The sequence below is a fragment of the Sphingomonas hylomeconis genome (assembly GCF_025370105.1).
Classification (GTDB): Bacteria; Pseudomonadota; Alphaproteobacteria; order Sphingomonadales; family Sphingomonadaceae; genus Sphingomonas; species Sphingomonas hylomeconis.
On record NZ_JANQBK010000005.1, the window covers coordinates 80,392 to 105,403 of the forward strand.

The 25,012-nt window shown below is 65.8% G+C and carries 22 protein-coding genes; 8 read left to right on the top strand and 14 right to left on the bottom strand.

Going from position 1 to position 25,012, the window contains the following annotated elements; all coding sequences use genetic code 11:
- Positions 1-159: 159 nt before the first annotated feature.
- From dnaE to NV401_RS09380, 6 genes are all read right to left on the bottom strand, one after another.
- A complete protein-coding gene (gene dnaE, locus NV401_RS09355; RefSeq protein ID WP_261294150.1) occupies positions 160-3,639 on the bottom strand; it encodes a DNA polymerase III subunit alpha in 3,480 nt (1,159 codons plus the stop codon).
- Between the two features lie 204 nt (positions 3,640-3,843).
- Positions 3,844-4,323 (bottom strand): glutathione peroxidase, encoded by a 480-nt coding sequence (locus NV401_RS09360; protein WP_261294151.1) that lies wholly within the window; start codon positions 4,321-4,323, stop codon positions 3,844-3,846.
- Positions 4,320-4,910, bottom strand: a complete 591-nt coding sequence (locus NV401_RS09365) for a GNAT family N-acetyltransferase (RefSeq protein WP_261294152.1) — start codon at positions 4,908-4,910, stop codon at positions 4,320-4,322. Before NV401_RS09365 ends, NV401_RS09360 begins: the two co-directional genes overlap by 4 nt.
- The gene (locus NV401_RS09370; protein WP_261294153.1) at positions 4,907-5,578 is read right to left on the bottom strand and encodes an ABC transporter ATP-binding protein; all 672 of its coding nucleotides are present in this window, start codon (positions 5,576-5,578) and stop codon (positions 4,907-4,909) included. The genes NV401_RS09365 and NV401_RS09370 overlap by 4 nt, the downstream gene beginning before the upstream one ends.
- 150 nt (positions 5,579-5,728) lie before the next feature.
- Entirely contained in the window at positions 5,729-6,979 is a 1,251-nt protein-coding gene (locus NV401_RS09375) for a lipoprotein-releasing ABC transporter permease subunit (protein WP_261294154.1), read from the bottom strand.
- A gap of 598 nt (positions 6,980-7,577) precedes the next feature.
- On the bottom strand, positions 7,578-10,001 hold the full coding sequence (locus NV401_RS09380) for a TonB-dependent receptor (RefSeq protein ID WP_261294155.1): 2,424 nt from the start codon (positions 9,999-10,001) through the stop codon (positions 7,578-7,580).
- A 363-nt stretch (positions 10,002-10,364) separates the two neighbouring features.
- Between NV401_RS09380 and NV401_RS09385 the strand changes: the two genes are divergently transcribed.
- A complete protein-coding gene (locus NV401_RS09385) occupies positions 10,365-10,835 on the top strand; it encodes an Hsp20 family protein (RefSeq protein WP_261294156.1) in 471 nt (156 codons plus the stop codon).
- Positions 10,836-11,110: 275 nt separating this feature from the next.
- Here the strand turns inward: NV401_RS09385 and NV401_RS09390 are convergent, their stop codons facing one another.
- Positions 11,111-12,745 (bottom strand): CTP synthase, encoded by a 1,635-nt coding sequence (locus NV401_RS09390; RefSeq protein ID WP_261294157.1) that lies wholly within the window; start codon positions 12,743-12,745, stop codon positions 11,111-11,113.
- An 87-nt stretch (positions 12,746-12,832) separates the two neighbouring features.
- The gene (secG, locus tag NV401_RS09395; RefSeq protein ID WP_261294158.1) at positions 12,833-13,198 is read right to left on the bottom strand and encodes a preprotein translocase subunit SecG; all 366 of its coding nucleotides are present in this window, start codon (positions 13,196-13,198) and stop codon (positions 12,833-12,835) included.
- A 253-nt stretch (positions 13,199-13,451) separates the two neighbouring features.
- On the opposite strand from secG, the gene NV401_RS09400 reads away from it, so the two are divergent.
- The 7 genes from NV401_RS09400 to eda all read left to right on the top strand — a co-directional run bounded on the left by NV401_RS09400 (position 13,452) and on the right by eda (position 19,867).
- Complete coding sequence (locus tag NV401_RS09400; RefSeq protein ID WP_261294327.1) at positions 13,452-13,772, top strand: MarR family transcriptional regulator; 321 nt, start codon at positions 13,452-13,454, stop codon at positions 13,770-13,772.
- Positions 13,708-14,106: a hypothetical protein gene (locus tag NV401_RS09405; protein WP_261294159.1), complete on the top strand. Its 399-nt coding sequence runs from the start codon at positions 13,708-13,710 to the stop codon at positions 14,104-14,106. The genes NV401_RS09400 and NV401_RS09405 overlap by 65 nt, the downstream gene beginning before the upstream one ends.
- Complete coding sequence (gene argC, locus NV401_RS09410; RefSeq protein ID WP_261294160.1) at positions 14,103-15,032, top strand: N-acetyl-gamma-glutamyl-phosphate reductase; 930 nt, start codon at positions 14,103-14,105, stop codon at positions 15,030-15,032. Before NV401_RS09405 ends, argC begins: the two co-directional genes overlap by 4 nt.
- Positions 15,033-15,125: 93 nt before the next feature.
- On the top strand, positions 15,126-16,595 hold the full coding sequence (gene zwf / locus NV401_RS09415; RefSeq protein WP_261294161.1) for a glucose-6-phosphate dehydrogenase: 1,470 nt from the start codon (positions 15,126-15,128) through the stop codon (positions 16,593-16,595).
- 123 nt (positions 16,596-16,718) lie between these two features.
- Positions 16,719-17,432: a 6-phosphogluconolactonase gene (gene pgl, locus NV401_RS09420; RefSeq protein WP_261294162.1), complete on the top strand. Its 714-nt coding sequence runs from the start codon at positions 16,719-16,721 to the stop codon at positions 17,430-17,432.
- A 43-nt stretch (positions 17,433-17,475) separates the two neighbouring features.
- Positions 17,476-19,254 (top strand): phosphogluconate dehydratase, encoded by a 1,779-nt coding sequence (gene edd, locus NV401_RS09425; RefSeq protein ID WP_380817268.1) that lies wholly within the window; start codon positions 17,476-17,478, stop codon positions 19,252-19,254.
- 4 nt (positions 19,255-19,258) lie between these two features.
- On the top strand, positions 19,259-19,867 hold the full coding sequence (eda, locus tag NV401_RS09430; RefSeq protein WP_261294164.1) for a bifunctional 4-hydroxy-2-oxoglutarate aldolase/2-dehydro-3-deoxy-phosphogluconate aldolase: 609 nt from the start codon (positions 19,259-19,261) through the stop codon (positions 19,865-19,867).
- A gap of 144 nt (positions 19,868-20,011) precedes the next feature.
- Here the strand turns inward: eda and mltG are convergent, their stop codons facing one another.
- The 6 genes from mltG to fabD all read right to left on the bottom strand — a co-directional run bounded on the left by mltG (position 20,012) and on the right by fabD (position 24,978).
- The gene (mltG, locus tag NV401_RS09435) at positions 20,012-20,980 is read right to left on the bottom strand and encodes an endolytic transglycosylase MltG (RefSeq protein ID WP_261294165.1); all 969 of its coding nucleotides are present in this window, start codon (positions 20,978-20,980) and stop codon (positions 20,012-20,014) included.
- Between the two features lie 127 nt (positions 20,981-21,107).
- Complete coding sequence (fabF, locus tag NV401_RS09440) at positions 21,108-22,367, bottom strand: beta-ketoacyl-ACP synthase II (protein WP_261294166.1); 1,260 nt, start codon at positions 22,365-22,367, stop codon at positions 21,108-21,110.
- A gap of 134 nt (positions 22,368-22,501) precedes the next feature.
- A complete protein-coding gene (locus NV401_RS09445) occupies positions 22,502-22,738 on the bottom strand; it encodes an acyl carrier protein (RefSeq protein WP_261294167.1) in 237 nt (78 codons plus the stop codon).
- A gap of 97 nt (positions 22,739-22,835) precedes the next feature.
- Positions 22,836-23,573 carry a 3-oxoacyl-[acyl-carrier-protein] reductase gene (gene fabG, locus NV401_RS09450; protein WP_261294168.1) on the bottom strand — a complete coding sequence of 246 codons (738 nt, stop codon included), beginning with the start codon at positions 23,571-23,573 and terminating at the stop codon, positions 22,836-22,838.
- 11 nt (positions 23,574-23,584) lie between these two features.
- Entirely contained in the window at positions 23,585-24,004 is a 420-nt protein-coding gene (locus NV401_RS09455) for a GxxExxY protein (RefSeq protein ID WP_261294169.1), read from the bottom strand.
- 38 nt (positions 24,005-24,042) lie between these two features.
- Positions 24,043-24,978, bottom strand: a complete 936-nt coding sequence (gene fabD, locus NV401_RS09460; RefSeq protein WP_261294170.1) for an ACP S-malonyltransferase — start codon at positions 24,976-24,978, stop codon at positions 24,043-24,045.
- Positions 24,979-25,012: the final 34 nt, after the last annotated feature.

Here is a 25,012-nt window from a genome sequence, read left to right on the forward strand (position 1 = left end):
GCTTCGGTGATGGAGCGGCACCCCCAACTCACCGTCATCCTGAACTCGATTCAGGATCCATCTCACCCCACGGACGATCGCCTTTGAGGCACGATGGATCCTGAATCGAGTTCAGGATGACGGCAGTGGTGGACGCGCGCTCGCTGCCCTGCGTCCGCGTTACCCGACCAGCGCCAGCCGCGTCTCGGCGGGCTTCAGCGCCACGTTGTCGACATCCTGCAGGCTCTCGATCTGCCCGGCGAGCTCGCCGTCAAGCAGGAAATCGCGCCCCAGCAGCAATCGCGCGGCGCGACCGTCGGGCAATGAGGCATTGACCCACACCTCGCCGCGCGCGCCGCGATGCGTGGAAAGCAGCTCGCCCAGCTGGCGCATCGCAGCGATGCTGTGCACGTCCGCCACCAGGTTGAAGCGTGCCAGACTGGCCAATTGCTCGAACGGCTGGATCCGCTTGATGCTGACGCGCGGCGTCTCCTCGCCGGGGCGGCGATCGAGCTCGACGGTGAGCACGCCGCAGCCGCCGTTGCGCGCCGCTTCCTCGAGATCGGCGGCGACATTGTCGTCGAAGCAGGTCGCGACGAACTGGCCCGAGGGATCGGACAGGGTCGCCATCATATAGCGTTTGCCGCGCGCCGAGGTGCGCCAGCGCGCATCCTCGACCAACGCCGCCATCGTCGCGCCGGCGCGCGTGCCGTCGTCGGGGATCTGCAGATCGGAGAGCGCGGAGAACTGGCGGACGCCGTGCGACTTGGCGAGATGCGCGTGGCGATCGACCGGGTGGGCCGAGAAATAGAAGCCGAACGCTTCCTTCTCCTGCTCCATGCGCTGCGCCATGTTCCAGCGTGCGGAAAGCGGCAGCTTGATGTCGGGCTCGGCCGCCTCGTCACCGCCGAACAGCCCGCCCTGCCCGCTGATCTTGGCCTCCTGCGTGCGCGCCGCGGTCGCCAGCAACGTCTCGGCGACGGCGAAGATACCGGCGCGATTGTCGTTCATCCCGTCGAACGCGCCGGCACCGGCCAGCCCTTCCAGCTGGCGCTTGTTGAGCAGGCGCGGATCGACGCGGCGGGCGAAATCGTCGATGCTGGCGAAATAGCCGTTCTGCTTGCGCTCGATCACGAGCTTTTCCATCGCGCCTTCGCCGACGCCCTTGAGCGCCGCGAGCGCGAAGCGCACGGCGAACCCGTCCTCGGTCGCCTCGACGCTGAACTCGGCCTCGCTATTGTTGACGCACGGCGGCAGGCAGGCGACGTCCAGGCGGCGCATGTCGTCGGCGAAGATCGCCAATTTGTCCGTCAGATGCAAATCGTAGCACATCGAGGCGGCGAAGAATTCGTGCGGGTAATGCGCCTTGAGATAGGCGGTCTGATAGGTCAGCAGCGCATAGGCCGCCGAGTGGCTCTTGTTGAAGCCGTAGCCGGCGAACTTGTCGATCAAGTCGAACAGTTCGTTGGCCTTGGCCGCGCCGATATTGTTGGCCGCGGCGCAGCCCTCGACGAAGGTGGCGCGCTGGTCGTCCATCTCCTTCTTGATCTTCTTGCCCATCGCGCGGCGCAGCAGATCGGCGCCGCCCAGGCTGTAGCCGGCGAGGATCTGCGCCGCCTGCATGACCTGTTCCTGGTACACGAAGATGCCGTAGGTTTCCTTGAGGATGCCCTCCAGCAGCGGGTGCGGATATTCGATCGGCTCGTCGCCATTCTTGCGCCGACCGAACATAGGGATGTTGTCCATCGGGCCCGGGCGATACAAAGCGTTGAGCGCGATGATGTCCTCGAACACGGTCGGCTTCACTGCGGTCAGCGTGCGCCGCATGCCCTCGGACTCGATCTGGAACACGCCGACGGTGTTGCCGCTCTGGATCAGCTTGAAGGTCTTCTCGTCGGTCCATTCGAGCCCGTCGAGATCGAGCGTGATGCCGCGCTTGGCGAGCAATTGCACCGCCTTCTTGAGCACCGACAGCGTCTTCAGCCCGAGAAAATCGAACTTCACCAGCCCCGCGCCCTCGACATATTTCATGTCGAACTGCGTGACGGGCATGTCCGAGCGCGGATCGCGGTACAGCGGCACCAGTTGTGCCAGCGGGCGGTCGCCGATCACCACGCCGGCGGCGTGGGTCGAGCTGTGCCGCGGCAGACCTTCCAGCTTCATCGCCAGATCGATCAGGTGGCGGACATTGCTGTCCGACTTGTATTCGTGATTGAACTCGCTGACACCGTTCAGCGTGCGCTCCAGCGTCCAGGGATCGGTCGGATGGCTGGGCACGAGCTTGGCCAGGCGATCGATCTGGCCATAGCTCATCTGCAGCACGCGGCCGGTATCCTTGAGCACGGCGCGCGCCTTCAACCGCCCGAAGGTGATGATCTGCGCGACGTGATCGCTGCCATATTTCTGCTGGACGTAGCGGATCACTTCCTCGCGCCGCGTTTCGCAGAAATCGATGTCGAAATCCGGCATCGACACGCGTTCCGGGTTGAGGAAGCGTTCGAACAGCAGCCCCAGTTTCATCGGATCGAGATCGGTGATGGTCAGCGCCCAGGCGACCACCGAGCCGGCGCCCGAACCACGGCCCGGCCCGACCGGGATATCGTGATCCTTGGCCCATTTGATGAAGTCGGCGACGATCAGGAAGTAACCGGGGAAACCCATCTGGATGATCACGTCGAGCTCGAAATCGAGCCGCTTGCGGTAATCCTCCTCGCTCGTGTCGGGCGCGAGCCCCTTCTTGAGCCGTTCGGTGAGCCCGGCATGCGCATCGGCACGCAGCGCGATCGATTCGGCGTCGCGGTCGCCGGCCAGGCTCGGCAGGATCGGCTTGCGATACGGCGCGGCCACGGCGCAGCGCTGCGCCACGACCAGCGTGTTGGCAATTGCCTCGGGCAGATCGTCGAACAAGGCGCGCATGTCCTTGGCCGGCTTCATCCAGGCGTCGGGCGAGCTGCGCGGGCGATCGTCGCTGGCGATATAGGTCGAATTGGCGATGCACAGGAGCGCATCGTGCGCCTCGCTGAAATCCTCGTCGGCAAAGCAGCACGGGTTGGTCGCGACCAGCGGCAGGCCGCGCGCATAGGCCAGATCGAGCAACGGCGCTTCGGCGCGGCCCTCGATCTCGTCGAGCCGGCGGGTCAGCTCGATATACAGCCGATCCGGGAACAGCCGCTCGAGCCGGTCGGCATAGGCCTCCGCGCGGTCGTGCTGCCCCTCGGCGAGCAGCCGCGTCAACCCGCCCTCGCGCCCGGCGGTGAGCGCGATCAGCCCGTCGGCATGTTTGGCCAGCGTCTCGAAGCTGACATGCGGCGACAGTTCGAGCGGGCGGCCGAGATGCGCCTGGCTGACCAGTTCGCACAGATTGTCATAGCCCTGCTCGTCCTGCGCATAGAGCGCGATCCAGTCGAGCGGCGCCTCGACGCCCTCGGGCATGTCCGGCCGGCACACGCCCAGCATCGTGCCGATGATCGGCTGCACGCCCGATCCCTTGCACGCGTCGGAATAGGCCATCGCGGCATACAGGCCGTTGCGATCGGTCAGCGCGGCGGCGGGGAAGCCCAGTTCCGCGGCGCGCTTGGCGATCGCCTTGGGTTCGATCGCGCCGTCCAGCATCGTGTAGGAAGAGAAGATACGGAGCGGCACGAAGGCGGAATGCGACATGCCTGTGACTATGGGGGCTGAGGCTTGATTCGGGAAGCCGCCAATCCTCCCCGGCACGGGGAGGTGGCAGCCGCAGGCTGGCGGAGGGGGTGGGCCGGCAGCGGCGACCTTGCGAGGATCCGCTTCAGAGGGGGGCGATGGCGGCCCGCCCCCTCCACCATTCGCTGAAGAAGCGAATGGTCCCCCTCCCCGTTCCGGGGAGGATTACAATAGTTTCTCGATATCCGCTTTGATATCCGCCGGCTTGGTCGTCGGCGCGTAGCGCTCCACCACCTGCCCGTTCTTGCCGACCAGGAACTTGGTGAAGTTCCACTTGATCCCCTCGGTGCCGAGCAGCCCGGGCGCCTGTTTCTTCAGCTCGACGAACAGCGGATCGGCATTGGCGCCGTTGACGTCGATCTTGGCGAAGACCGGGAAGGTCACGTCATAGGTCAGGGAGCAGAAATTGGCGATCTCCGCCGCATCCCCGGGCTCCTGCCCGCCGAACTGGTTGCACGGAAAGCCGAGCACTTCGAAGCCGCGTGTCGCATAGTCCTTGTGCAGCGCCTCCAGCCCTTCGTACTGCGGGGTGAAGCCGCATTTGGAGGCGGTGTTGACGATCAGCAGCACCTTGCCGGCATAGGCCGACAGGTCGGCCGAACTGCCATCGGCATTCTTGACGATGATGTCGGTGATCGCGGTCATGCGTGCTTCTCCAGCTGATAATCGAGATTCTGCCGCACCCCGGGCCATTCGTGCGCCAGGATCGAGTAAACCACCGTGTCGCGCGCCGCGCCACCCGGCGTGATCATATGCCCGCGCAGCACGCCGTCCAGCCGCGCACCCAGCCGCTCGATTGCGGCGCGCGACGCGCGGTTGAACCAGTTGGTGCGCAGCTGGACGCACTGGCAGCCCAGCGTCTCGAACGCATGGGTCAGCAGCAGGCGCTTGGCCTCGGTATTGAGCCCGGTGCGCTGCACGCGCGGCGCATAGACCGTGCCGCCGATCTCGAGCCGGAGATGCGCCTCGGCCATGCGCATGAAACGGGTGACGCCAGCGATCTGCCCCTGCGCGTCGAGCACCGTGAAGGGCAGCGCCCTGCCCGCCGCCTTTTCCTGCTCGAGCCGGTCGTACCAGCCGTCGATCGTCGCCTCGTCGGGCACGATCGTGGCAAAGACATGCTCCAGCCCGGTGGCGAAGGCGGCGACGATCGCCGCGCGATCCGCACGATCGAGCGGGCGCAGCGTGACGTGAGCGCCGACCAGAGTCGGCGTCTCGCGCCACCGGCTCACGCCAGGCGGCCCTCGTGCAACCGCACGACACGGTCCATCTTGGCGGCGATGCGCTCGTTATGCGTCGCGACCAACGCAGCCGAGCCTTCGTCGCGCACCAGGCGGAGGAATTCGGCCAGCACGATATCCGCGGTCGCCTCGTCGAGATTGCCGGTCGGCTCGTCGGCCAGCACCAGCGCCGGCCGGTTGGCCAGCGCGCGCGCCACTGCGACGCGCTGCTGCTCGCCGCCCGACAACTGGCTTGGGCGGTGCGTCAGGCGATGGCCGAGGCCGAGCGCGGTGAGCAATGCGGCGGCGCGCGCGTCGGCCTCGGCGCGGGTCTTGTCCTTGATCAGCTGCGGCAGGACGACATTTTCGGTCGCGTTGAAATCGGGCAGCAGGTGATGGAACTGATAGACGAAGCCGAGCTGGTCGCGGCGCACCAGCGTGCGGCCATGCGCGTCGAGCTTGGCGGCTTCCTTGCCGGCGATCTCGATCGAACCGGCAAAGCCGCCCTCGAGCAAGCCGACCGCCTGCAGCAAGGTCGACTTGCCCGAGCCCGATGGCCCGAGCAGGGCAACGATCTCGCCACTGCCGACCGTGAGATTGACGTCGCGCAGGACGTCGATCGTTACGTCGCCCTGCACGAAGCTGCGCTGCAGCCCGGTGACGTGGAGGATGTTGGTCATGCGGACGCTCCTCCCCGGCACGGGGAGGTGGCATGCGCAGCATGACGGAGGGGGTGGGCCGGCAGCGGTTGTGCCTGGGCAGAACCCCCTCCACCATTCGCATGAAGAACGCGAATGGTCCCCCTCCCCGCTCCAGGGAGGATTTCTAGTCTATTCATAGCGCAACACCTGGACGGGATCGGTGCTCGCCGCCTTGAACGCGGGGTAGAGCGTGGCGAGGAAGCTGAAGATCAGCGCCATCAGCGCGATCACCGTGATTTCGACCGGATCGGTCTTGGAGGGCAGCTCGGTGAGATAGCGGATCGACGGATCCCACAGGTTCTGCCCGGTGACGAGCTGGACGAAATTCACCACGCCCTGGCGGTAGAACAGGAAGATGAAGCCGAGCAGCAGGCCGGCGAGCACGCCCAAAGCGCCGATCGTCGTGCCGACCACCATGAAGATGCGGATCAGCCCGACGCGCGTTGCCCCCATCGTGCGCAGGATCGCGATGTCGCGCGTCTTGGCGCGCACCAGCATGATCAGCGAAGAGAGGATGTTGAACACGGCGACCAGGATGATGATCGACAGCACCGTGAACATCGCCACACGCTCGACCGCCAGCGCCTGGAACAATTGCGAGTTCAGCTGCCGCCAGTCGCGGATTTCCGCCTTGCCCTGCAACTGCTCGGCGAGCGGCGCGAGGATCTGCGATACCTTGTCGGCGTCGTTGGTCTGCACCTCGATCATGCCGACATTGTCGCCGAGCAGCAGCAGCGTCTGCGCATCCTCGATCGGCATGATCACATAGGCCTTGTCGTAATCGTACACGCCGATCTCGAAGATCGCGCCGACCGTGAAGCTGACCGTACGCAGCATCGTGCCGAACGGCGTGGCCGGCCCCTGCGGATTGATGATGGTAATCTGGCTGCCGACCACCGCGCCGAGCGACTCCGCCAGCCGCGAGCCGATCGCGATGACATTCGACCCCGGTTCAAGCCCCTGCAGGCTGCCCATCACGACTTTTCGGCCAATGACGGAATTGCGTCGGATATCCTGCGCCCGCATGCCTCGCACGAGAATGAACTCGGATCGGCCGTTATAGCTGGCAAACAACGGCTGCTCGATCAGCGGGATGGCCGAGGTAACGCCAGGCGTGGCGCGCGTCTTGGCCAGCGCGTCCTGCCATTGCGGCAGACGGCCGTTATAGCCTTGCACCACGGCGTGGCCGTTCAGCCCGACGATCTTGTCGAACAGTTCGGCGCGGAAGCCGTTCATCACGCTCATCACGATGACGAGCGCGGCGACGCCGAGCATCACCGCGACCAGGCTGATCCCGGCGACGAGGAAGATGAACGCCTCGCCCTTGCCGGGCAGCAGATAGCGCCGTGCAATCATGCGTTCGTAGCGGGACAGGATCATGGAGTGGGGTTTGCGCTTCGTGCACGAGGAAAGGTGCGCATGCTCTAGGACGCGGCACCGGCGCTGGCAACTAAGGCGCTGGTGTGGCGGATTCGACACAGGCTGGGCGCAATCCGACCGGGGCGGTCACTAAGCCGGTGACAAGCCCCCGTACACAACCTAGCAACACAATTACTGAGACACAGGCAATGGCCGTGGTTCGGGGATTGAAGCTTTCAGTTCCGCCTTACGAGGCGTGTAGCGGGAGCGGGAAATGGGGGCTGACGAGCGATCGTCACGCAGGACGCCCGGGCTGGAAACGGCCCGGGCGTTTGCTTTTTGGGCGATGTGGCGGGCGCGCCGTCGCTGCTGCTGCAGCCTGCCATGGATCCGCGCACGTTCATCTGGGCCGCTCGGCGACCGCATCGGCATCGCTCCGTACCGCCCGCCGCGCCGCTCCGCGCTTCAATTGTTGGATTTTATCGTAAACGCTGCGCCACGCTGTTTGAACCGTGGACCACCCCGCCCCGCCGCGATTGCCGCGCGCGCGCGTAGCGCGTGCGACTTTCGCGACTTTCCGCGGCGTCATATCCGGGCAACCGCCCGCCGGAAATCGACCCTAGAACGACTTGCTGATGGTCAGGCCATAAGTCCGCGGGTCGCCGGGCTGCCCGACGATCAGGCCGGTGCTGCCTGATTGCGTCGAGAGCAGTTCGAAATAATGCTGGTCGAATGCGTTGCGCACCCAGCCGAACAGGTTGAAGCCGTCGCGGCGATACCCGGCGCGGACGTTGGACAGCGCATAGCCCTCGATCCAGGTATAGGCGGACGGCGACGGGTTGGACGAGAAGCGCGACCGGTAATTGCCGTCATAGCCGATATAGACCTGGCCGCCCGCCCCGCCGACCGGCACATTGTATTCGCCGCCATAGGAAAACGACCATTTCGAAATGCCGGGCAGGCGCTGGCCGGAAATGTCGCACGCCACCGGGCTGAGCCCGCCGGGCACGCCCGCCGCCCCCGGCGTGCCGGTGGTCACCGTCCCGCCGGACAGTTCGGGCGGGCACGGCGCGTTGGTGAACTTCTCGTACGTCGAATCGGTATAGGCGCCGTTGACGTAGAGATTGAACCGCTGGCTCGGGCGGAAGCTCGAATCGAACTCGAACCCGCGCGATCGCACCTTGGCGGCATTGGCCAGATAGCCGCGGATCACCGTCAGCTGCCCGTTGTTCACCGTCGCCTGATAGTCCGCCACCGCGGTCCAGAAGCCGGCCACGTTGAGCGTCACGCGGCGATCGAGGAACTGCGTCTTCAGCCCGATCTCGTAATTGTCGACCTTTTCGGGCTTCACCGTCTGCGTGGCAAGATCGACGCCGGTGCCGGCCGCGTTGAGCGGCAGGCCGGAAAGGTTGATCCCGCCCGATTTGAAGCTCTTCGCATAGGTCGCATAGCCGTGGATATCGGCCGAGAAATCGTATGACGCGGTGATGTCGCCCGATACGTTCCAGTCAATGAACTTGGGGGCATAGCGTTGCGGCGCCAGCGTCGCGCACTGGTCCCGCACCACGCTGCTGGTCGGCGCGGGATCGCAGATCACCGGTGCCCCCGCACCGTTGGTGACGACCGACAGATAGGAACCGCTCTTCTTGTCGTAATTCACCCGCAGCCCGGGCTGGATATGGAAGCCTTCGAACACTTCGTAGTTGAGCTTGCCGAACACCGCGAAGCTGGTGTTGTCGAAGCTGATCGTGTTGGTCGAGGTGAGCCCGTCGAGCACGGCCGGGTTGCCGGCATTGGCGCTCGTCGGGTTGAGCAGATAACGGCTCGCCGCCGGCCCCTGCACCTGCGACCCTTGCGTATCGATCGTCTGGTGGAAATAAAAGGCACCGACCGTATAACTCAGTTTGTCGGCACCGTTCGAGGCGAGCCGCAGTTCCTGCGACACCTGCTTCTGCTGCGACGGGTTCTGCGACACCGTGGTGATCGGCAGGCCGATGAAATCGCGGTCGTTCTGCGGCTGCCAGTCCCAATAGCGCCATGCGCTGACCGAGGTCAGCGTCGCCGCGCCGAGATCCCAATTGGCGACCAGCGAGACGCCGCCAATCTCCTGGCGCGACCGGATCCCGGCGTCGAGATCGGTGATGCGGTCGAACGGGTTGCGGCTCGGCGGGGCATAACCGAACGCGGCAGCGAGCGCCTCATATTGGCGGTTGAGCGGGCGCTGCGTGGTGCCGACGCGGGCGTAATATTGGACGCAGCAATCCGGGCTCTGCACGTTGAAATCGCCCGACAGCGTCAGATCGAGCGAATCGGTCGCCTTCCACAGCAATTGACCGCGCAAGCCCAGGTTGCGCAGCCTATGCAGATCGTCGCCCGAGGCGGTGTTGTGGATCGTGCCCTTGCGCGTCGTGGCGGAGGAGGAGAGGCGCAGCGCGAGCGTGTCGCTCAGCGGGCCGGACACCGACGCCTTGGCCTGCACGAACTCGTAATTGCCGCCGCTGAGCTCGACCTTCGCTTCCGGCGTGAAGCTCGGGGGACGCGTGGTGATGTTGAGCGCGCCGGCGGTGGTGTTCTTGCCGTACAGCGTCCCCTGCGGCCCGCGCAGCACCTCGACCTGCGCGACGTCGACGAAATCGAACGTCGAGGCGCCGATCCGGCCGATATAGACGCCATCGACATAGAAGCCGACGCCCTGCTCGATCCCGTCATTGGTCAGCCCGAACGGCGCACCGAGCCCGCGGATGTTGATCGCCGAATTGCGCGGGTTGCTCGAATAGAATTGCAGGCTCGGCTGCTGCTGCTGGATGCGGTTGACGTTGAACGCGCCGGTCTTCTCGATCTCGGCGCCGCCGATCACCGAAATGGCGATCGGCACTTCCTGCACGCGTTCCGTGCGGCGGCGTGCGGTGACCACGATCTCGCTTGCGCGGCTGTCGCCATCGGCGGGTTCGGTCGCCGCCTGCGGCAGCGGGGTTGCTGCCGGCGAAGCGGCGAGCGGTGCCGCGGTCGAGGCCATCAAAACGTACCAGGCGTGCGCAAGCATTGTCGTCCCCTAAGCCGCCCTCGCGGCGGTCTTCCACACAATGCCCATTAATTTAGTATGCTTTCACACGTAGAAACTTGCAGCGCGTGAAGGTGAACTTCACCGCCTTGATAAGATAGGACATTCAGGCCGAGATGGCGGCCCAAGCCGCCGCCGTTCACGCCGAAAATCGGCCCGCCGGACCATGACAACGATGGCCAGATCCCTTGCCCCGCCCAAGCCTGCTTTTTTTCGTTTTCCACTCTTGAACCCGCCGCGGACGATCCCAAATCACCGTCGCGCGGGGCCTCCGGGACCGCGCGAAACGGCGTCGCGCAGCAGCGGGCGCCGGCAACAATGTCGATTGCTCAATGGAGAATTTACATGCGTCAGTTCGATTTGACCCCCTATCGCCGTTCGACCGTCGGCTTCGACCGCCTGTTCGACATGCTCGAAGCCAATGCGCGCCAGGCAACGGCGGACAATTACCCGCCCTTCAATCTCGAGCGCCTCGCCGACGATCGCTATCGCATCACGCTCGCGGTCGCCGGCTTCAGCCGCGACGAGATCGAGATCGTCGCGCAGCAGAACCTGCTGCAGGTCAAGGGCAAGAAGGAAGACAAGGAAGGCGGCAACGCGGCCTTCCTGCATCTCGGCATCGCCAATCGCAGCTTCGAGCGCCGGTTCGAGCTGGCCGATTTCGTCCGCGTTGAGGATGCGCGGCTGAACGACGGCCTGCTGGCGATCGAGCTCGTGCGCGAAGTGCCCGAGGCAATGAAGCCCAAGACCGTCGCGATCAAGACCGGCGCGCCGCTCGCCGCGGTCGAAGACCAGAGCGACGCGCAGGCGGCGTAACCGCTGCCGTCGATGATGCTGCCCGGGCCGCCGTGCCCGGGCAGTTTTTATGGGGGGGGGCTCTCCGCCTCCTCAAGCAACAAAACGCCGTCATCCTGAACTCGTTTCAGGATCCATTGTGCCGGAATGGCAGCGCTCACGCTTCCAATCCTGAGCGTAGCCGCCCGATGGATCCTGAAAACGAGTTCAGGATGACGCTATTGGGAGGGGCTAGCGCCAAACGTGCCTGATCGGCGCGGACGGCGCATCGAGCGCAGCCGCGCCGCCGGCCCGCCTCAGACCAGCCGGCTCTGCTTCACTGCCGCCGCCACGAAGCTCGCGAACAACGGGTGCGGGTCGAACGGCTTGCTTTTGAGTTCCGGGTGGAACTGCACGCCGACGAACCACGGATGGTCCGGCCGCTCGACGATCTCGGGCAGCATGCCGTCGGGCGACATGCCGGAAAAGACCAGGCCGCCCTTCTCCAGCGTGTCGCGGTAATGCGTGTTGACCTCGTAGCGATGCCGATGGCGCTCGCTGATATCGTCCGACTGGTAGATCGACGCGACGACGCTGTTGCCGGCCAGCTTGGCCTCATAGGCACCGAGCCGCATCGTGCCGCCGAGATCGCCGTCCGCCTCGCGCTTCTGCACCCCCTCCGCCGTCATCCATTCGGTGATCATGCCAACCACCGGCTCGGAGGTCGGGCCGAATTCGGTCGACGAAGCATCTGGTATGCCGCCCAGGTTGCGCACGCCTTCGACGCACGCCATCTGCATGCCGAAGCAGATGCCGAAGTAGGGGACCTTGCGCTCGCGGGCGAAGCGCACGCTGGCGATCTTGCCCTCCGCGCCACGCTCGCCGAACGCGCCGGGCACGAGGATCGCATGCAGCGGCTCGAGCTTGGCGGCGATATCGCTGTCCTCGCTTTCGAACAGTTCGGCATCGATCCACTGCACGTTGACCTTGACCCGATTGGCCATGCCGCCGTGCACCAGCGCCTCGTTGAGCGACTTGTACGCATCCGGCAGGCCGACATATTTGCCGACCACCCCGATCGTGACCTCGCCTTCGGGGTTTTGCAGTCGATCCATGATATCGGCCCAGCGATCGAGCCGCGGCGCGGCGCCGGGTTCGATGCCGAACGCGCGCAGCACTTCCGAATCGAGCCCTTCGGCGTGATATTGCTCGGGGACGGCGTAGATGCTTTTGGCGTCGAGCGCGGGAATGACGGCAGCCTGCGGCACGTTGCAGAACAACGCGATCTTGGCGCGGTCGCTGGCCGGCAGCGGCTGTTCGCAGCGGCACACCAGCACGTCGGGCTGCACGCCGAGCGCGGCCAGTTCGCGCACCGAATGCTGCGTCGGCTTGGTCTTCAGTTCGCCGGCGGCAGCGATATACGGCACCAGCGTGACGTGGATGCTGACCGAATTGCCGCGGCCGAGATCGTTGCGCAGCTGGCGGATCGCCTCGATGAACGGCAGCGATTCGATATCGCCGACCGTGCCGCCGATCTCGCACAGCACGAAATCGAGATCGTCGGTTTCCGCTTGGGCGAATTCCTTGATCGCATCGGTGACGTGCGGGATGACCTGCACGGTGGCGCCGAGATAATCGCCGCGGCGTTCGCGGGCGATGATCTGCTGATAGATGCGGCCGCTCGTGATGTTGTCCGACTGGCGCGACGGTACGCCGGTGAACCGCTCGTAATGGCCGAGATCGAGATCGGTCTCGGCGCCGTCGTCGGTGACATAGACTTCGCCGTGCTGATAGGGCGACATCGTGCCGGGATCGACGTTGAGATAGGGATCGAACTTGCGGATCCGCACGCGATAGCCGCGCGCCTGAAGCAACGCCGCGAGGCTCGCTGCCATGAGACCCTTGCCGAGCGAGGAGACCACGCCGCCGGTGATGAAGATAAACCGCGCCATGGGAGCAAATGCCTAGCGTCTATCGGGCCGCGACGACAAGCGCGCGACTCCGTCAGGTGAGTAATAAAATTGCGAACGGTGCCGCGCTTATTGCGCCAGCGGCACCGCATTGTTGCTGACCGGCGCCGGGGCCTGAATGGCCGCGCCGTTCTGCTGCTCGACCGCGAGCGGTGCCGCCGGGGCAACCGCTGCCGGCTTGCGCGCCAGCGAAGGATCAATCGTCACCGCCTGGCGGTTCGCCGCCAGCACGGCGAGCACGATGCTGAGCCCGACGAAGACCGACGCCAGCACCGCAGTCGAGCGGGTGAGGAAATCCGCCGCGCCGCGCGCCGACATCAGCCCCGACGGACTGCCGCCGGTGCCGAGACCGCCACCCTCCGACTTCTGCATCAGGATCACCGCCACCAGGGCGGCCGCGATGATGGCGTGGATGACGAGCAGGAAAGTGAACATGGGGTGCGGTTACGTTTCTTGGCTGTGCTGGAAAGCGCGCACATAGGCGAGGCTGCGCCGCCAATCAACCGCGCAACCGGCATGACGATCTCATGACCGCGGCCTTAACAATTCGTTGTGCGCCTGAAACCACCCGGGGCGGCGGGCGTTATGACCCCGATGCCAGACCACTGCAGGCATCGGGTAATGGTGGAAGTTGACCGTGGCGACTGTACTGGAAAAACCATCTTTCGGCTCTGCGCTCGGCTCGTGGATGCAGGCGCTGGTCGATTATGTCCGGTCGGGGGAACCCGATCTGACCAATCGTCAGATGGCGCTGCTGCTCGTCGTCTATCTCAAACCCGGCCCGCATACGGTGCGCGGCCTGGCCCGCGCGCTGAATGTTTCCAAGCCGGTGGTGACGCGCGCCTTGAACCGCCTTGGCAGCCTGGGCTATCTGCGCCGTCAGCGTGACGATACCGACAAGCGCAATATCTTTGTCGCACGCACCACTGAAGGGGCAGATTTTCTTGAAGAGTTCGGGCATTTCCTCGGCGAGGTCGAGCAACCAGCCGCCCGCCGGGCAACCGCATAACAGCGCCGGCACGCCGGAGCGCAGCAGCTTTGCGCTCGCCGGCCGGTCGGCGCATCTCGATCCACGGACTCACGCGGTGCGCGGCGATCTTGCCGATCTGCGGCTCGCCGATCGTGTCTTTGCACCGCATTATGCCGCGCCGATGACAGTCACGCTGGACAGCGATGTGACGCTGCGCGAGGCGGCCTCCGCAGCATCCGCGACGGTGGCGCAGCTCCGCGCCGGGGACGCGTTCGAGGTGCTCGAACTGGCCGGTCAGAACGCCTGGGGCGTCGCGCCGGCGCAGGGCCTGGTCGGCTATATCCTCGCCGCGGCGATCGGCGCCCGGCCATGACCGTCAGCGTCTTCATCGACGGCGCCGAGGGCACCACCGGGCTGGAAATCCGCGAACGGCTCGCGGGGCGCGGCGATATCGCGCTGATCCAGCTCGACGATGCCCGGCGCAAGGATCTCGATGCGCGGCGCCAGGCGCTTAACGACGCCGATTTCGTCATCCTGTGCCTGCCGGACGATGCCGCGCGCGAAGCGGTGGCGTTGATCGACAACGACCGCACACGCGTGATCGACGCATCGACCGCGCATCGCACCGGTGATGGCTGGACCTACGGCTTTGCCGAGCTGGAACCCGGGCAGGCGGCGGCGATCGCCGAGGCCAGGCGAGTGAGCAATCCGGGTTGCTACCCGACCGGTTTCCTCGCCCTGGTCCGGCCGCTGGTGCGCGCCGGGCTGGTGCCGGTCGATTGGCCGCTCACCGTCAACGCCGTGTCGGGCTATTCCGGCGGCGGGAAGAGCATGATCGCCGAGTTCGAGCATGCCGCAGCGCCGCCGGCGGCGCGACCCTATGCGCTGGGCCTCGCGCACAAGCATGTCGCCGAGATGCAGAAACATGCGCGGATCGAGCATCCGCCGCTGTTCGCGCCGTCCGTCGCCAATACCTATCGCGGCATGATCGTTGAGGTGCCGTTGCCGCTGCACGCCTTTTCGCGCCGCCCCGGCCTGCATGTCTGCGAGGCGGTGCTGGGCGAGGCGTATCGCGATTGCGCGCTGATCACGCTGGCCGACGGCGACGCCAAGACGGTGGCGATCGAGGACGATGCCGGCAGCGACCGGCTGACGATCCGTGTGTGTGGCAATCCCGATACCGGCCAGGCGCGGCTGATCGCGACGCTCGACAATCTCGGCAAGGGCGCGGCCGGCGCCGCGGTGCAGAACCTCAATATCATGGCCGGGTTCGATCCCGTCGCCGGGCTGACCGTGTAACCATTCCGCCGCGCGCTCCGTTCGGTGCGGTTGACGCGGCGGCCTGCCTCTGTTTCTCGAACCCGCCTTCCCCAGCAAACGGAAAACCGATCCATGCCGACGACACGCAATCCGGTGAGCAAACTGCTGCTGTTCGGCGCGACCGGCGATCTGGCGCAGCGCATGCTCCTGCCGTCGCTCTATGGCCTGCATGCCGATCACCTGCTGCCCGAGGGACTGACGATCACCGGCACCGCGCGTTCCGAGCATGACGATGCGAGCTATCGCCAGTTCGCCAAAGACGCGCTCGACGAGTTCCTGCCCGAGGATCGCAAGGACGAGCAAGCGGTCACCTCCTTTCTCGAGCGGCTCGGCTACCAGGCGCTCGATGCGACCGATCTGCAGCATTACCAAGATCTCGCGGCCAAGGTCGGTGACGTTTCCGGTGGCCTCGCGATCTTCCTGTCGACCGCGCCGTCGCTGTTCGAGCCGGTGATCAAGGGCCTCGAATCCGCCGGACTGGCCGGCCCGACCGTCCGCATCGGGCTGGAGAAGCCGCTCGGCTACGATCTCGCCAGCAGCCGCAAGATCAACGACACCGTGGCGACCGCGTTTCCCGAGGAGCGCACGTTCCGCATCGATCACTATCTCGGCAAGGAGACGGTGCAGAACATCCTGGCGCTGCGCTTCGGCAACAGCTTCTTCGAACCGGTGTGGAATGCGCGCGGCATCGACAATGTGCAGATCACGATCGCCGAGACGGTCGGGCTCGAGGATCGCGCGGGCTATTACGAGACCGCCGGCGCGCTGCGCGACATGGTTACCAATCACATGCTGCAGTTGCTGGCACTGATCGCGATGGAGCCCCCTGCCCGTTTCGACGGTACGGCGGTGCGCGACGAGAAGGCCAAGGTGTTCCGCTCGCTGCGCCAGATGACGCCCGAGGAAGTGCCGAACCTGACCGTCACCGGGCAATATGCCGCCGGCGCGGTTGGCGACAAGATCGTAAAAAGCTATGCCGACGAACTGGGCAAGGCTTCCACCACCGAGACGTTCGTCGCGATCAAGGCGCATGTCGACAACTGGCGTTGGCAGGGCGTGCCCTTCTATCTGCGCACGGGCAAGCGCCTGCCGGTACGCCGCTCGGAAATCGCGATCCAGTTCAAGCCGGTGCCGCATTCGATGTTCGCCGGGCGCGGCGGCCTGCTCCAGCCCAACGTGCTGATCATCCGCCTGCAGCCGGAGGAATATGTCCAGTTGCTGGTGATGGCCAAGGAGCCGGGGCTCGATCGCGACGGGATCCGGCTGCGCGAAGTGCCGCTCAATCTGAGCATGGATGCGGCCTTCGCCGGATCGCGCCGGCGGATCGCGTATGAACGGTTGCTGCTCGATCTGATCGAAGGCGATCCGACCCTGTTCGTGCGCCGCGATGAGGTCGAGGCGCAGTGGGAATGGACCGATGCGATCCGCGCCGGCTGGGATGCCAATGACGTCAAGCCGAAGAGCTATCCGTCGGGCAGCTGGGGCCCCTCGGCCGCCGTCGCGCTGACCGAGCGCGACGGGGTGACCTGGCAGGACGATTAAGCGGCAGCGCGAAGCAACTTTTGCCACCCCGGGCTTGTTCCGGGGTCCACCGTGCCGCAGATGCGCGGTATAGTTCGGATCAATGGACCCCGGGACAGGCCGGGGTGACCAATAGGACATGACATGAGCGACGAACACGAAATCGAATGGTGGGATTATGACGATGCCGAGGAGATGGCCGCAGCCGTCGCCAGCGACATCGCCTTTGTCATCGAAAGCGCGATCGATGCGCGTGGGAGCGCGGTGATCGCGCTGTCGGGCGGCAAGACGCCGATCCCGATCTACGCCAAGCTCGCCGAGGCGAAGATCGACTGGAAGCGCGTCACGATCATCCCGACCGACGACCGCATCGTGCCGCTGGGCGATCCGCTCAGCAACGTGACGATGATCGCTAAGACGTTCCTGCCCAAGGGCGCGCGGGTGATGCCGATCGTCAGCGACAAGGCGGCGGATTACAAGGCGGCGGGCCGCTCGGCCGATGCGCTGATGCAGGATCTCCACTGGCCGCTCGATCTGTGCCTGCTGGGCGTCGGCGCCGATGGGCACACCGCCTCGATCTTCCCCGGCTCGGATTTCGACGAGGCGATCGCCGGCCCCAAGGAACGCCGCGGTCTCGGCGTGATGCCGGAGCCGCTGCCCAAGGATGCGCCGGTGCCGCGCGTCACGCTCAGTCGCGCGGCGATCGTCTCGGCAAAGGCGCTGCTCATCGCCGTCACCGGCGCGGACAAGCGCAAGGTGATCGAAGCGGCGATCAAGCAGGGCCCGTCGTCCAGCTACCCGATCGGCCGCGTGCTCGCCGATGCCGAGCTGCCGGTCGATATCCACTGGAGCGAATGACATGACCGCGCTCCATGCCGAGATCGGCGCCGTCACCGACCGGATGATCACGCGCTCCAAGCCGACGCGTGACGCCTATCTGGCGCTGATCCGGCATGAGCGCGACAATGGGCTGGAGCGGCCGAGCCTGGGCTGCGCCAATCTCGCGCACGGTTATGCCGGCACCGACGAGGATCGCGACGCGATGCGGCCCGGCCAGGCGATGAACATTGGCATCGTCACGGCCTATAACGACATGCTCTCCGCGCATGCCGTCTATTACCGCTACCCCGAACAGATGAAGGTCTGGGCGCGCGAGGCGGGCGTCACCGCGCAGGTGGCCGGCGGCGTGCCGGCGATGTGCGACGGCGTGACGCAGGGCTATCCGGGCATGGAATTGTCGCTGTTCAGCCGCGACACGATCGCGATGAGCACGGCGATCGCGCTCAGCCACGGCCTGTTCGAGGGCGCGGCCCTGCTCGGCATTTGCGACAAGATCGTGCCGGGCTTGCTGATGGGCGCGCTGCGCTTCGGCCATCTGCCGATGCTGCTGATCCCCGGCGGCCCGATGCGCACCGGCCTCGCCAACAAGGCCAAGGCGGCGGTGCGCGAGCGCTATGCGGTGGGGGAAGCAAGCCGCGAGGAACTGCTCGACGCGGAGATCGCGGCCTATCACGGCAAGGGCACCTGCACCTTCTTCGGCACCGCCAATTCCAATCAGATGATGATGGAGATGATGGGGCTCCACATCCCGGGCAGCGCATTCGCCAATCCGGGCACCAAGCTGCGCCAGGAACTGACCCGCGCCGCCGTGCACCGCATCGCCGCGATCGGCGCGCAGGGCGACGATTATCGCCCCGTCGGGCACTGCGTCGACGAGCGCGCGATCGTCAATGCGGCGATCGGGCTGCTGGCGACGGGCGGCTCAACCAACCATCTGATTCACCTCCCGGCGATCGCCGCCTGTGCCGGGATCGTGATCGACTGGGAGGATTTCGATCGCCTCTCGAAGGTCGTGCCGCTGATCGCGCGCGTCTATCCCAACGGCGCGGCCGACGTGAACCAGTTCGAGGATGCCGGCGGCATGCCGTACGTGATCCGCGAACTGCTCAGCGAAGGGCTGATGCATGGCGACGTGCTGACCGCGGGCGGCGCGACGATGGCCGATTTCGGCAGCAAGCCGGAGATACAGGACGACGTGCTCGGCTGGCGCGATCCGGGCCCGAGCAAGGACGAGACGATCGTCCGCCCCGCCGCCGCGCCTTTTTCGGCCGAGGGCGGCTTCCGCATTCTCGCGGGCAATCTCGGCCGCGCCTGCATCAAGGTCAGCGCGGTCGATCGCGATCGCTGGACGATCGAGGCGCCGGCGCGCGTTTTTTCGACGCAGCAGGAAGTGCAGGACGCGTTCAAGGCCGGCGAACTGGATCGCGACGTCGTCGTCGTGGTGCGCTTCCAGGGGCCCCGCGCCAACGGCATGCCAGAGTTGCACAAGCTGACACCGCCGCTCGGCGTGCTGCAGAACAAGGGCTTTCGCGTGGCCCTGGTCACTGACGGGCGGATGTCTGGCGCGAGCGGCAAGGTGCCGTGCGCGATCCATTCCAGCCCCGAGGCGCTTGGCGGCGGGCCGCTCGGCAAGGTGCGCGACGGCGATATCATCCGGCTGAGCGCGGAGACGGGCGAACTGGTCGCGCTGGTCGATCCGGTCGAGTGGGCGGCGCGCGAGTTCGCGGTTGCGCCGGCCCCGGCGGTCGGCATGGGACGCGAACTGTTTGCGCTGATGCGCACGCAGGCGAACGAGGCGGAGCGTGGCGGGTCCGCCATGCTCGCGGCGATGGGTTGGTAAGGAAATGACGATGGATATCGAAGCGATCATGCGCACCAGCGCGGTCATCCCAGTGCTGGTGATCGACGATGCGGCGACCGCACGGCCGCTCGCCGAGGCGCTGGTCGCCGGCGGCCTGCGTGTGCTGGAAGTGACGATGCGCACCCCCGCCGCGCTCGACGCGATCCGCGAGATGAAGCAGGTCCCGGGCGCGATCGTCGGTGCAGGCACCGTCGTCGATACCGCGCAGTTCGAACAGGTGATGACGGCGGGCGCGGAGTTCATCGTCTCGCCCGGGCTGACCGATCGGCTGGGCAGCGCGATCGTCGACAGCGGCGTGCCGTATCTGCCGGGCATCGCGAACGCCGGTGACATCATGCGCGGGCTGGATCTCGGGCTCACGCACTTCAAGTTCTTCCCGGCCGAAGCGTCGGGCGGGCTCAAGGCGCTCAAGGCGCTGGCCGCGCCCTTCTATCAGTGCAAATTCTGCCCGACCGGCGGGATCACCGAAGCGAGTGCCCCGGACTGGCTGGCGTTCGCGCCGGTGCTGTGCGTTGGCGGGAGTTGGGTGACCGGCGGGACGATGGCGGAAGTCGAGGCGAAGGCGAAGGCGGCGAGCGGACTGGCGCGATAACTCCTCCCCGGCACGGGGAGGTGTCGGCCGGAGGCCGACGGAGGGGGTGGGCCGGCAACAGTACCGTCGCGTTGCCGGCCCACCCCCTCCACCACCCGGCTACGCCGGGCGGTCCCCCTCCCCGTTCCGGGGAGGAATTAGGGATCACATCTCCCCTCTTGCTCTTCTGATCGCATACCATTTCTGCACGTTCGCATTGTGCTGCTCCAGCGTATCCGCGAACACATGCCCGCCGGTCCCGTCAGCGACGAAATACAGCGCGCTGGACTGCGCCGGATCGAGCACCGCATCGATGCTCGCGCGGCCCGGATTGGCGATCGGGCCGATCGGTAGCCCGGTCTTGGCATAGGTATTATAGCCGTTATCCGCCTGCAGCTCCGAGCGCAGGATGCGCCGCCCCAGTGGGCGGCCCTTGGTCACCGGATAGATTACCGTCGGATCGGCCTGCAACGGCATGCCGCGCTTCAAGCGGTTGGAATAGACCGCGGCGACCGTGCGGCGCTCGGCTTCCTTGCCGGTTTCCTTCTCGACGATCGAGGCGAGGATCAGCGCGTCGCGCGGCGTGGTGACGGCGATGCCGGGTTTGCGCTTGGTCCAGGCCGCGGCGAGATAGTCTGTCATCGCGCGCTGCATGCGCTGGACCATCGCGCTGCGCGAATCGCCACGCTGGAAGCTGTAGCTGTCGGGCAGGATCGTGCCCTCCCCCGGTGCTTCGATCTTCCCCGTCATGCCCTTGGCGTTCATGATCGCATCGCGCGCCATGATCGAGGGCCAGCCTTCGGGAATGGTGACGAAGCGCTGCAGCGTGCGCCCGCCCTGCAGCAGTTTGAGGATATCGGCCTGGCTGAGATGCGCCGGGATGCGATATTCACCCGCCTTGATCCCCGCACCACCGCCGAAGACCCGCGCCAGCAGCTTGAAGGTACTCGCCGAGGAGATGGCGCCGGCCTTTTCCAGTTCCGCCGCCGCTCCGGCCATGCTGGTGCCGGGGGCGATCTCGACCGTGATGTTGCGCTCGAGCGGCCCGTTGCCGCCCCAGCGCTGTAGCACGACGAAGAAGGCGAGCACCGCCAGTGCCGCCACGATCAGGCCCGCGCAGCCGAGTTTCTTCATAATCTTCCTTCCCCGGCGGCGGCCGGGGCCCAGTCGCAATGGCGGCGGTAACGGTGCGCGGCGCTCACTAACAATCGTTCCTCGACTGGGCCCCGGCGTTCGCCGGGGAAGGCGCAAGGGATATGGATCACACCGCCTTCATGACGAGCGACGCATTGGTCCCGCCGAAGCCGAAGCTGTTGTTCAGCACCGCCTTCACCGTCCGCTCCTTCGCCTTGTGCGGCACGAGATCGACGCCGATGCAATTTTCGCTCGGATTGTCGAGGTTGAGCGTCGGCGGCACGATCTGGTCGCGCAGTGCCAAGATGCAGAAGATGCTCTCCACCGCGCCGGCGCCGCCGAGCAGATGGCCGATCGCCGACTTGGTCGAGGACATCGACATCGTCTCGATATTGTTGCCGAACAGCCGGCGCACGGCGTTCAGTTCGAGCTCGTCGCCAAGCGGTGTCGAGGTGCCGTGCGCGTTGATATAATCGATCTCGGCGAGATCCAGCCCGGAGCGCTTCACCGCCATCTGCATCGAGCGGAACGCGCCCGATCCTTCGGGATGTGGCGCGGTAACATGATAGGCGTCGCCCGACATGCCGTAGCCCACCACTTCGCAGTAGATATGCGCGCCGCGCGCCTTGGCGTGCTCATATTCCTCGAGGCAGACCACCCCGGCGCCTTCGCCCATGACGAAGCCGTCGCGGTCCTGATCCCAGGGCCGGCTGGCGCGCCATGGTTCGTCCCGGAAATTGGTCGAGAGCGCCCGCGCCTGGCCGAAGCCGGCAATGCCGATCGGGCAGATCGTGCCTTCCGCGCCGCCCGCCAGCATCACGTCGGCATCGTCCATCGCAATCATCCGCGCGGCGTCGCCGATCGAATGCGCGCCGGTCGAGCAGGCGGTGACGACGGCGTGGTTGGGGCCCATTAGCCCGTATTTGATCTGCACCTGCCCGGTGATCAGGTTGATCAGGCGGCCATGCACGAAATGTGGGCTGACGCGGCGCGGGCCCTTTTCGTGCAGCACGATCGATTCGCTGGCGATGCCCGGCAGACCGCCGATGCCCGAGCCGATCGAACAGCCGGCGCGGTATCGCTGCTCTTCGGTCATGTCGAGCAGACCGGCATCCTCGAGCGCCTGGCCGGCGGCGTCGATGCCGTAGATGATGAACGGGTCGACCTGGCGCTGCACCTTGTGGTCGACGCGCTTGTTGGGATCGAACCCGTAAGCGTGATCCGCCGGCTTCACTTCGCAGGCATAATTGCTGTGGAAATCGGTCGCGTCGAAACGCGTGATCGTCTCCGCGCCGGATTTGGCGGCGAGAATATTCGCCCAGGCGGTTTCGACATCGGCGCCCAATGGCGTGACGAGTCCAAGTCCGGTTACGACAACGCGGCGCATGGGCGTTCTCCGTTAAGTCTTAAAATGCGAACGGCCCCCCACCCCTGCGCATATTGCCGGGACGGAGAGCCGATCAGATGGTCTTCATCATCGGGCGCCGCCGATGCCGCAGGGGCATCGGTGGCGGCCGGCGATCAGCCCTTGTTCTCGTCGATGAAAGTGATCGCGTCCTTGACGGTCGTGATCTTCTCGGCAGCGTCATCGGGGATTTCGACGCCGAATTCTTCCTCGAATGCCATCACCAGCTCGACGATGTCGAGGCTGTCCGCACCAAGATCGTCGATGAAGCTCGCGTCTTCGGTGACCTTGTCGGCTTCGACGCCGAGATGCTCGACGACAATCTTCTTAACGCGGTCTGCGGTCTCGCTCATTGTATCGTCCCTCTATCGCTGGGGGTTTGGGTATTTCCTGAACGCACCTAGAACGGGGTTGGAGCCCTTGCAAGAGGCCGGGGCATCCGGATCGGGATCAAATCATCGCCATCCCACCATTTACGTGCACGGTTTGTCCCGTGACGTAGCCAGCCTCGCGGCTGGCGAGATAGACGACGGCGGCGCCGATATCGGCGCCCTCGCCCATCTTGCCCGCCGGGATGCGCGCATTGAGCGCTTCCTTCTGCGCGTCGGGCAGCGCGTCGGTCATCGGCGACGTGATGAAGCCGGGGGCGACGCAGTTCACGGTGATGCCGCGGCTGGCCAGTTCCTGCGCCAGCGCCTTGGACATGCCGACCAGGCCCGCCTTCGAGGCGGCGTAGTTAGCTTGGCCCGGATTGCCGGTCGTCCCCACGACGGACGTGATCGAGACGATGCGCCCGAAGCGTGCCTTCATCATCGGCCGTGCCGCAGCCCGCGCGAGGCGGAAGGCCGCTTCGAGATTGACACGGATCACCATGTCCCACTCCTCGTCCTTCATGCGCATGACGAGGTTGTCCCGCGTCACGCCAGCATTGTTGACTAGGATATCGAGCTTGCCGAGCGCGGCAACGGCGGACGGCACCAGCGCATCCACAGCCGCGCCGTCCGAAAGATCGCACGGCAAGGCGACATGATCGCCGCCCAGCCCGTCCCTGAACGCCTCCAGCTTGGCGAGATTGGAACCGGACACGGCAAGCCTGGCGCCCTGCGCCGCGAGCGCCTGGGCCACAGCGGAGCCGATCCCGCCCGATGCGCCGGTAACGAGGGCGGTCATGCCTGTGAGGTCGAACATGTGTTTCTCCATTAAATTTGGTTCACGCGGAGACGCGGAGACGCGGAGGGACGATGGTCATTGACGATCCGTCGCACCCCCTCCTTGAGCGTCGCGCCACCGAAATTGATCAACAGCCCAACGGGCTGCTTGGTAAGTCTCAGATAGGTGAGCAATTGTTTGCCATGGGCGGCGCTTAGCCGCTCCACCGATTTAATCTCGATGATAAGGCGGTCGTCGATCAGGAGATCGATACGAAAGGCCGCTTCGAAAAGCAGACCCTCGTATTCAATATTGATGGGGCGCTGACGCGCAACCTGATATCCCATTGCTAGGAGCTTGCCACCCATCACCGTTTCGTAGACGCTCTCGAGCAAGCCGGGGCCGAGATCACGGTGCAAGCGCAGCGCTACGTCGAGCACGTCACCAGTGATTTCGTCAATATCCCTCACTTCTTCTCCGCGTCTCCGCGTCTCCGCGTGAACAAGCCCTACAGGGTTTTTGCCAAAGCCTCGATATCGTCCATCGTGATCACGCTGACCGTCTCGACATCCGGCGTGATGCGCTTGACCATCGGCCCGAGCACCTTGCCGCCGAACTCGACGTAGCGCTCCACGCCGGTGGCGGTCATCGCCAGCACCGATTCGCGCCAGCGCACCATGCCGGTGACCTGCTCGACAAGCAGGCGGCGGATCGTGTCCGGATCGCTCACCGCGCCTGCCGTGACGTTGGCGAAGACGGGGACCAGCGGCGCAGCGATGCGGACGTCGGCAAGCGCCTTTTCCATCGCGTCGGCGGCCGGTTGCATGAGCGGGCAATGGAATGGCGCCGAAACCGGCAGCAGGATGCCGCGCTTGGCCCCCATCTCCTTTGCCAGCGCGATCGCGCGCTCGATCGCACCGCGATGGCCAGAGATGACGACCTGACTGGGATCATTATCGTTGGCGACGGTACACACTTCCCCGTCGGCCGCGGCATCGGCAATCGCCTGCGCCTTGGCGAGATCGGCGCCCAGCAAGGCGGCCATCGCCCCCTCGCCGACCGGCACTGCTGCCTGCATCGCCTGACCGCGATGCTTGAGCAGAATTGCCGTCGTGGCGAGATCGAACGCGCCAGCCGCACACAAGGCGGTATATTCGCCCAGCGAATGGCCCGCGACGTAATCGGCCTTGTCGGCCAGGCGGATGCCGCCTTCCTGTTCGAGCACACGCAGCGTGGCGATGGCGTTGGCCATGATCGCCGGCTGTGCATTCTCGGTGAGCAGCAGCTGATCCTCCGGCCCCTCCGTCATCATGCGGAACAGATGCTGGCCCAGCGCATCGTCGACTTCCTGGAACACCGCCCGAGCGATCGGGCTCGCTTCGGCAAGGGCACGGCCCATGCCCACGGCCTGGCTGCCCTGCCCGGGGAAAATAAATGCGCGCATGTTTCGCTCCTGATTTCAGGGCTGCGGCCTAGAA

Coding starts and splice junctions, on each gene's coding strand:
- NV401_RS09390 (WP_261294157.1), bottom strand. CDS start 12,745: ATGGCGCGGTTTATCTTCATCACCGGCGGCGTGGTCTCCTCGCTCGGC.
- mltG (WP_261294165.1), bottom strand. CDS start 20,980: ATGAAGAAACTCGGCTGCGCGGGCCTGATCGTGGCGGCACTGGCGGTG.
- fabD (WP_261294170.1), bottom strand. CDS start 24,978: ATGCGCGCATTTATTTTCCCCGGGCAGGGCAGCCAGGCCGTGGGCATG.
- fabG (WP_261294168.1), bottom strand. CDS start 23,573: ATGTTCGACCTCACAGGCATGACCGCCCTCGTTACCGGCGCATCGGGC.
- pgl (WP_261294162.1), top strand. CDS start 16,719: ATGAGCGACGAACACGAAATCGAATGGTGGGATTATGACGATGCCGAG.
- NV401_RS09400 (WP_261294327.1), top strand. CDS start 13,452: ATGCAGGCGCTGGTCGATTATGTCCGGTCGGGGGAACCCGATCTGACC.
- edd (WP_380817268.1), top strand. CDS start 17,476: ATGATCACGCGCTCCAAGCCGACGCGTGACGCCTATCTGGCGCTGATC.
- NV401_RS09445 (WP_261294167.1), bottom strand. CDS start 22,738: ATGAGCGAGACCGCAGACCGCGTTAAGAAGATTGTCGTCGAGCATCTC.
- NV401_RS09360 (WP_261294151.1), bottom strand. CDS start 4,323: ATGACCGCGATCACCGACATCATCGTCAAGAATGCCGATGGCAGTTCG.
- argC (WP_261294160.1), top strand. CDS start 14,103: ATGACCGTCAGCGTCTTCATCGACGGCGCCGAGGGCACCACCGGGCTG.
- secG (WP_261294158.1), bottom strand. CDS start 13,198: ATGTTCACTTTCCTGCTCGTCATCCACGCCATCATCGCGGCCGCCCTG.
- NV401_RS09380 (WP_261294155.1), bottom strand. CDS start 10,001: ATGCTTGCGCACGCCTGGTACGTTTTGATGGCCTCGACCGCGGCACCG.
- zwf (WP_261294161.1), top strand. CDS start 15,126: ATGCCGACGACACGCAATCCGGTGAGCAAACTGCTGCTGTTCGGCGCG.
- eda (WP_261294164.1), top strand. CDS start 19,259: ATGACGATGGATATCGAAGCGATCATGCGCACCAGCGCGGTCATCCCA.
- NV401_RS09385 (WP_261294156.1), top strand. CDS start 10,365: ATGCGTCAGTTCGATTTGACCCCCTATCGCCGTTCGACCGTCGGCTTC.
- NV401_RS09370 (WP_261294153.1), bottom strand. CDS start 5,578: ATGACCAACATCCTCCACGTCACCGGGCTGCAGCGCAGCTTCGTGCAG.
- NV401_RS09375 (WP_261294154.1), bottom strand. CDS start 6,979: ATGATCCTGTCCCGCTACGAACGCATGATTGCACGGCGCTATCTGCTG.
- fabF (WP_261294166.1), bottom strand. CDS start 22,367: ATGCGCCGCGTTGTCGTAACCGGACTTGGACTCGTCACGCCATTGGGC.
- dnaE (WP_261294150.1), bottom strand. CDS start 3,639: ATGTCGCATTCCGCCTTCGTGCCGCTCCGTATCTTCTCTTCCTACACG.